General features: G+C 43.7%; 7 protein-coding genes. 5 read left to right on the forward strand and 2 right to left on the reverse strand.

Features of this window, described 5'->3' with window-relative positions; genetic code table 11:
* Positions 1-456 precede the first annotated feature (456 nt).
* The 3 genes from NJ959_RS23475 to argH all read left to right on the forward strand — a co-directional run bounded on the left by NJ959_RS23475 (position 457) and on the right by argH (position 4,030).
* Complete coding sequence (locus NJ959_RS23475) at positions 457-1,914, forward strand: PP2C family protein-serine/threonine phosphatase (RefSeq protein ID WP_254014175.1); 1,458 nt, start codon at positions 457-459, stop codon at positions 1,912-1,914.
* 293 nt (positions 1,915-2,207) lie between these two features.
* Complete coding sequence (locus tag NJ959_RS23480) at positions 2,208-2,444, forward strand: hypothetical protein (protein ID WP_254014170.1); 237 nt, start codon at positions 2,208-2,210, stop codon at positions 2,442-2,444.
* Positions 2,445-2,641: 197 nt separating this feature from the next.
* Entirely contained in the window at positions 2,642-4,030 is a 1,389-nt protein-coding gene (gene argH, locus NJ959_RS23485; RefSeq protein ID WP_254014176.1) for an argininosuccinate lyase, read from the forward strand.
* A 160-nt stretch (positions 4,031-4,190) separates the two neighbouring features.
* Here argH and NJ959_RS23490 read toward each other — a convergent pair whose 3' ends face one another.
* Positions 4,191-4,364: an Asl3888 family RNA-binding protein gene (locus NJ959_RS23490; RefSeq protein WP_254014171.1), complete on the reverse strand. Its 174-nt coding sequence runs from the start codon at positions 4,362-4,364 to the stop codon at positions 4,191-4,193.
* 598 nt (positions 4,365-4,962) lie between these two features.
* Between NJ959_RS23490 and NJ959_RS23495 the strand changes: the two genes are divergently transcribed.
* Together NJ959_RS23495 and NJ959_RS23500 are read left to right on the forward strand one after the other, a co-directional pair.
* The gene (locus NJ959_RS23495) at positions 4,963-5,418 is read left to right on the forward strand and encodes an NUDIX domain-containing protein (RefSeq protein ID WP_254014172.1); all 456 of its coding nucleotides are present in this window, start codon (positions 4,963-4,965) and stop codon (positions 5,416-5,418) included.
* A gap of 105 nt (positions 5,419-5,523) precedes the next feature.
* Positions 5,524-6,336: an alpha/beta fold hydrolase gene (locus NJ959_RS23500; RefSeq protein WP_254014173.1), complete on the forward strand. Its 813-nt coding sequence runs from the start codon at positions 5,524-5,526 to the stop codon at positions 6,334-6,336.
* A gap of 129 nt (positions 6,337-6,465) precedes the next feature.
* Here the strand turns inward: NJ959_RS23500 and NJ959_RS23505 are convergent.
* Positions 6,466-6,970, reverse strand: a 505-nt coding sequence (locus NJ959_RS23505) for a J domain-containing protein (RefSeq protein WP_254014174.1), incomplete at its 5' end; no start/stop codon positions are given.

Here is a 6,970-nt window from a genome sequence, read left to right on the forward strand (position 1 = left end):
TCCCTATCCCTCCCCATCCCCCACGAGGATATTGGCAAAATAGCCAATTGTCGGTATCATATACAGCTCAAGTAGGCAAAATAACTTATACAATAACTTGAGCGGGACTCCTGCAACAGCAATAACCGACAAACATAAGTACGTCACAAGGACATATTGTTAGTTAAAATATCGTCCTTGTGCCACGAGCGTGTGTTTCTTGAGAGATATAGCAGTCGCCCGTATTAGGACAATTGGCTCTAGCCCCTTGCTAAAATTTGCTAGCTGAGAATGTCCTAACCGCTGTGGCAGTTGCTATATTTAGCAAGTCCTCACTTTCTGCTCGCTTCTCTGGTCAATTTTGTTCACAGAGCAACCTCAAGACGTGTTAGCTAACCTTTAAGGATATACTAACTGCTACATTCAATCTATCCCATCCTATTGTCCCCATAAGGAATGCTCTTAAAGCCTGATGTAATGACAGCACGGCCAGTTCCTCGTCCACCATCAAATTCTGCCAAGAAGAATAGCTTAGACGCTATTTCTGACAGAGCGCCCGTTGTTGCCCTCAAAGAATTGGTGGCTCGCTTGCACCGAGAACAACACAAGATTCAAGATTTGTTAAGTTCCCTTGGCTTTGCCTTGCGGAGCTTCAACAATTTGAATCAATTTTTAGAGTTAATTCCCCTAATGGCAGCCCGGGTTACTGATACCGAGGGGGGCGCTTTAATTTTGTTTAAGCCAAATGGACAAGCCAGGTTGGAGCAAATCCATTGCCAGGAAAATCAAGCTTGTCAAAATGTGCGCAAAGCAATAGAAAAAGCTACCCGTCAAGTCTCAGTTCCCCTGGGAGAGGGAGTAACGCCCCTAGCAACATCGGCATCATTAGAAGATATCCCGTCGTCTTTTGACGAGCAAGTCAGCCAATATCTGGAAGCAGACGTACAGCTATTCGGTACGCCAATTCTGATCAAAAATGTAGAACGAGGTCGTCTCTATGTATTTAGCACAGATCCCCAATATAGCTGGACTCCTACCCGACAAAAGTTAGTCCGTTTAGTCGCGGATCAAACAGCAGTTGCGATCGCAAATGATGAACTAACGGTAGAATTACGCAAAAAAGAGCGATTGGATCGAGAATTAGAAATTGGTGCAGAAATCCAATTACGCCTCTTACCCCGTCAATGCCCCCAAATAAAGGGTATCGAATTGGCGGCAATGTGTAAAACGGCAAACCGTGTTGGTGGCGATTATTATGATTTTATTCCCACCAACTACGACCAACTAAAACCAAAAAAGCCAGGAGACAAAGACGCTCCCGACAGCCAAGGCGCTTCTGTGCCCTGGAGTATTGTCATCGGTGATGTGATGGGGAAAGGCGTTCCCGCTGGTTTAATTATGACGATGACGCGGGGAATGCTCAGAGCAGAAGTCCTGAATCGTCACTCACCAGCCCAAATATTGGAACATTTGAACCGGGTGATGTATGCTGATTTAGAAAATTCCAATCGCTTTGTGACCCTATTTTATTCTGAGTACGATCCCCAAACCCGGATTCTCTCTTACAGTAATGCCGCTCATAATCCGCCATTCTTGTGGCAAGCGTCAAATCGGACCATCCAACGCCTGGATACTTTGGGAATGCTCATTGGCTTGGAGGCGGATTCTCAGTATGAGGATAACCAAATCCAGATTAATCCCGGAGACACCATTATTTACTACACTGATGGCTTTACCGATGTATCCAACCAGAAGGGCGATCGCTTTGATGAAGATAATCTAGTTCGAGCGTTTCAATGGGCTTGCACTCATTGTCAAGGTTCCCAAGCTATTTTGGATTATCTTTTCGAGCAAGTAGATCGGTTTATGGGTTCAACAAACTGTAATGGAGATGATATGACTTTGGTTGTCATGCAGGTAAAATATTCAGATTGAAGTTATAAGGGAATAGGGAATAGGGAATGAGTGGAAAGTGTTGAGTTTTAATTTAAAACTTTTCTCTCATCGGGAGCATCCCGAGAAAGGAAGAAATGCAGGTTGTATTCTTGCTCCCCCCTTTGACAAGGGGGGCTGGGGGGTAAAAACTTTGTCAAAAAACGAGTATATTTGCCTTCATTGGGATCCGCCCTCTCTCATCTCCCCCTGATTCCCTGCCCGTTGGGGAATTGAGAATGGAGAAATTAAAGAGAAATACTATCCACTGATATTGTTGTGAGGAAATAATCTCTATGGTCGTTTTAGATTTACAAGCAGTAACTACTCTCTGGCATACTATTAGCTATCTGCCAGAGCTGAACTCTCAGGTGTCCTTAGATTGGCTAGTATTGGCTCAAAATGTTACAGATCCGGATGTATTAGGGCAAATGCAACGAGCCTTCAGTAACTTTATTAATTCCGGACAAGTCTGGGCATTATTGATTGGCTTAGTTGTTGGTTATATGTTTAGAGGGATGAGTTCTTATTAAGATTAATTATTTGTCATTAGTTGTTAGTTGTTTGTTATTTTTTTAATTAAAAATAAATGTGGTATGCGAGACGCATGTCCGACAACAATGGGCTGAGAGCCAATTGTTCAGCCCATTGTAACAACCAACAAACCAACAACCAACAACCAACAACCAACAACCAACAACCAACAACCAACAACCAACAACAAATAGCTGTGACTGAACAAAAAACTTGGAGTCAGAGGTTTGAATCAGCCCTACATCCTGCGATCGCTATTTTTAATGCGAGTATTGGGTTTGATATTGAACTAATCGAATACGATCTTACAGGCTCAGTAGCCCATGCAAAAATGCTGGCTCATACTGGGATTATTTCCACAGAGGAAGGGGAAAAATTAGTTGCAGGTTTAGAACAAATCCGTCAAGAATATCGGGATGGAAAATTCCAACCAGGTATTGATGCCGAAGATGTCCATTTTGCGGTGGAAAAACGCCTGACAGAAATAACAGGAGATGTTGGGAAAAAGTTGCACACGGCGCGATCTCGGAACGATCAAGTTGGCACTGATACTCGACTCTATCTGCGCCACCAAATTGAGCAAATTCGCTCCCAGTTGCGGGATTTACAAGGGGTTATCCTTACTATAGCCCAGGATAATGTGGAAACTTTGATTCCTGGTTATACTCACTTACAACGCGCCCAGCCACTGAGTTTAGCCCATCATTTTTTGGCTTACTTTGAAATGTTAGATCGGGATTGGCAACGATTAGGTGAAATTTACCAACGAGTTAATATTTCACCTTTGGGTTGTGGTGCTTTGGCGGGGACAACTTTCCCGATTGACAGACACTATAGCGCCAAATTACTGAACTTTACGGGTGTTTATAGTAATAGTTTAGATGGAGTTAGCGATCGCGATTTTGCCATTGAATTCTCCTGTGCCGCCAGTTTAATTATGGTTCACTTGAGTCGCTTATCGGAAGAAATTATTCTGTGGGCATCTCAGGAGTTTAATTTTGTTACTCTCAAAGATAGCTGTGCCACGGGTTCCAGTATTATGCCCCAAAAGAAAAATCCCGATGTACCGGAATTAGTGCGCGGTAAAACCGGGCGGGTTTTCGGTCATTTGCAAGGGATGTTAGTCTTAATGAAAGGGCTACCTTTGGCTTACAATAAAGACTTGCAAGAGGACAAAGAAGCGATCTTTGATAGTGTAAAGACTGTGAAAGGCTGTCTGGAAGCAATAACGATTCTTTTGGCTCAAGGGCTGGAATTTCGCCCTCAACGGCTTGCAGAAGCAGTGGCAGAGGACTTTTCTAATGCTACTGATGTGGCAGATTATTTGGCATCAAAAGGAGTCCCATTCCGAGAAGCTTATAATCTAGTTGGGAAAGTGGTGAAAACCTCTCTAGCTGCGGGGAAACTTCTGAAGGATTTGACGATTCAGGAGTGGAAAGACTTACATCCAGCATTTGAGGCTGATATTTACGATGCGATCGCGCCGAGGCAAGTTGTTGCAGCCCGTAATAGTTACGGTGGCACGGGTTTCGAGCAAGTCAGACTTGCCCTAAAGGCAGCTCAAGAGCGAATCCTGGTAAATTAACTCAGTTTGTTTCGCAGTGGGAATGGGGAGGAGGAAGGAATCACCTTAATCCTACCCCCTCCCTGGACAGAATAACATACCCCCCAGATTAATCTGGAGGATTCAAAAAGTTTATCGGGTACTCCTCTTGAGAGGAGTTTGTCCTTAAGCGGAGAAGAGATTACATTGCTGTTGCCTCTACCTCTTCGCCTTCTTCTTGATTCTCATCCTTGCGAGTGCGGGTGAATCGCCGATTTTTGGAGAAACGGCCTGTATTTTTGCGTTTACGAAACTTACGGGCATACGCTTCGTTTCGTTGCGCCTTTTCTTTTTTTAGATTGCGGCGCTTTGCCATGTTTACCTCTTGTTGACATTCCCCTGTTTTTAGATTGGGGGATTCTTAAGACTTCGCAGCCCTAATATCCTGATATCTCAGGTTCCCGTGCGCAATCCTTCTGCGATACAGGAGGTTTGCTATCCCAGTCTTACAACTGGCTCATCGGGCGTATACTTTCCCCCAGTCCGGGGGTAGGTTTTTCTGTCTTATACTGACCCATCAATACTATCATGGCATAGTAAAGTCTGCAACTGCAACTGCTATCAACCCCGCGACTCTAAATCCCCGGACTAAAGACACTGGGTTTTCAGACTATTTTCTCAGGACTTACGCAAAATCTGTCACTAAACTCCATATATAGTAGGGTGCGTTGCATAACGCACCCTACAGATAGCCTAACTAAAGTCACGGGGTTTTCCGGCTATTTTCTAATAAAACAGGCAGCTACCAGCCATCAAACCTTTCATCCCCGGACTCAAGTCACGAGGTTTTCAGGCGTTTTCCCGATCTAACTTCTGATATGAATCGAAAAATCGGATAATAAGGTTATATGTTACTAGATTTTGAGTAAAGTTTTATAAGACCGATGTCCATACCCTCTAGGCTTCTTTTCTCTATGCGTCAAAGCTGGCGATTTATCGAAACGGTACTGGGGATTATATTTCGTCATCCCATCGTCGGTACTAGCATTATTCCCATATTACCGGATGGGCGAATTGTCCTAGTGCAACGTCGGGACAATCAAAAGTGGGGACTGCCAGGAGGCATGGTAGATTGGGGTCAAGATATTCCCACAACTGTCAAGAGGGAGTTAGTGGAAGAAACTGGGCTGGAGTTGAGTAAGATTCGCCGATTGGTGGGAGTTTACTCCGCACCGAATCGAGATCCCAGAATTCATTCTATTTGTGTTTTAGTAGAAGCAGAGGTTGAAGGAACAATGGAGAACAAGGATATATTGGAAATTATTGCCGTGGAAGCATTTGATCTATCCTCACTCCCCAAAAGTAACCTAAGTCACGATCACGAACGCCAATTGCAGGATTATTTAGATGGTAAGACGACTATTGCTTAGGTGGAAAAAGTTAAAAGTCACGCTTTTTAAAGTCAAACAAATGAGTGATCCCCTAGCCCCTAGTCAAAACTTCGGTGATATTAAAAAAGATACACTGGAACCAGGATGGATGTAACCTTACGCAACTCTCGAATTAAACTACCATTAGGCCAAATGTTTTGGCGTGAAGTTGGCAGAGGACCAATTCTCATATTTTTACACGGAACTTGGAATGACGGCAGTCAGTGGCTACCTCTAATTGAGCATCTTCACCAAGATTATCATTGCTTTGCCCCAGATTTATTAGGGTTTGGAGATTCGGAAAAACCCAATATCCATTACTCTATTCAGTTAGAAGTGGAGTTTTTGCGCCAATATCTGGATGCGCTACGCTTACCGGAGGTTTATTTAATCGCTCACTCTTTAGGGGGTTGGATTGCTGCGAGTTATGCCTTGAAGGATTCCGATCGGGTTCGGGGTGTAGTATTATTAGCACCAGAAGGTGTTCAGACAGAAGGACATCAGAAAAATTTGTCGTGGCTGAAGTGGTTGGTTGGGCTTCCCAAGATTCCTTATAGAATATTGCGAGTGCTTTTACCTCTAGCGCGGTTATTGAAGTTTAATAAAGGCATGGAACAAGCTTTAGAAAAGCGCGAACAGCTATTGGCTTTTCCGACAGCGTGTAAACTGTTATTTCAACGGCGGGGAGTGGAAATTAAAGCAGAATTACTTGAGGATAGCCTCAACGATCTGACAGTGCCAATGTTAATTATTCAAGGGAAAAATGATACACCTGATGCTATCGATCGTTCTAAAATATATGCTAAGAAAGCGGCTAAAGCGCAACTAATTTTAATCGATGGCATGGGAAATAATTTATTAGAAGAGTTGCCAGATGCGATCGCTAAGTATATTAATGATTTTGTCAGGAGTCAGTAATTTTAGCGATCGCAAGGTAAAATTCCTAAACAGAAACGATCTAATACCTCAGAATCCCGGTTTCTCAAAGAAACCGGGATTCTCGCTTTTCACGAATAATGTAACATTACGAGGAGTAAGTTCTGTACCTTAATCTAACCAATCATCCAGAGGATTAGCTTTAAACTGAACTCTTGAATTATACTGCTTAGTACTTTGTCGATCCTCTCCTCCCCAGTGCCGATTTTGCTGCGGTTTATACAACCCCGGTGATTCAGATTGGTGCGGCGGTGGAGGTGCAGGTTGAGATTTTGGTTTGGGGCGTACCTCTCTAGTTTTAGTAGTAGCTTGATGAGAGCGCAATCTTTCGTGCGCTTCATTGACTTGTTGAAGTTTGTGGTGAGCTTTTTGTTGCAGGCGAGGATGCCCTACAAAACGATCCGGATGCCATACCCAAGTCATATCGAGATAGCCCTGATGGACTTCCTCCGGTGAAGCACCCGGTTCCAAATCCAGGATTCTGTAGTATTGCGCAGCGCCTAAGATCCTAACGTCCATTGACACCATCCTATCGTAACACCAACATAATGATGAAAATGGTAATGCAACTGCTAACTGATGGAAGGGGTTTAGCTGCAAAACAATACATCTGTTT

The sequence above is a fragment of the Limnofasciculus baicalensis BBK-W-15 genome (assembly GCF_024178385.1).
GTDB classification, from domain to species: domain Bacteria; phylum Cyanobacteriota; class Cyanobacteriia; order Cyanobacteriales; family Coleofasciculaceae; genus Limnofasciculus; species Limnofasciculus baicalensis.

Excerpts from the sequence above, each read along its gene's own strand:
- NJ959_RS23500 (WP_254014173.1), top strand. The coding sequence starts at position 5,524 with ATGGATGTAACCTTACGCAACTCTCGAATTAAACTACCATTAGGCCAA.
- NJ959_RS23475 (WP_254014175.1), top strand. The coding sequence starts at position 457 with ATGACAGCACGGCCAGTTCCTCGTCCACCATCAAATTCTGCCAAGAAG.
- NJ959_RS23490 (WP_254014171.1), bottom strand. The coding sequence starts at position 4,364 with ATGGCAAAGCGCCGCAATCTAAAAAAAGAAAAGGCGCAACGAAACGAA.
- NJ959_RS23480 (WP_254014170.1), top strand. The coding sequence starts at position 2,208 with ATGGTCGTTTTAGATTTACAAGCAGTAACTACTCTCTGGCATACTATT.
- NJ959_RS23495 (WP_254014172.1), top strand. The coding sequence starts at position 4,963 with ATGCGTCAAAGCTGGCGATTTATCGAAACGGTACTGGGGATTATATTT.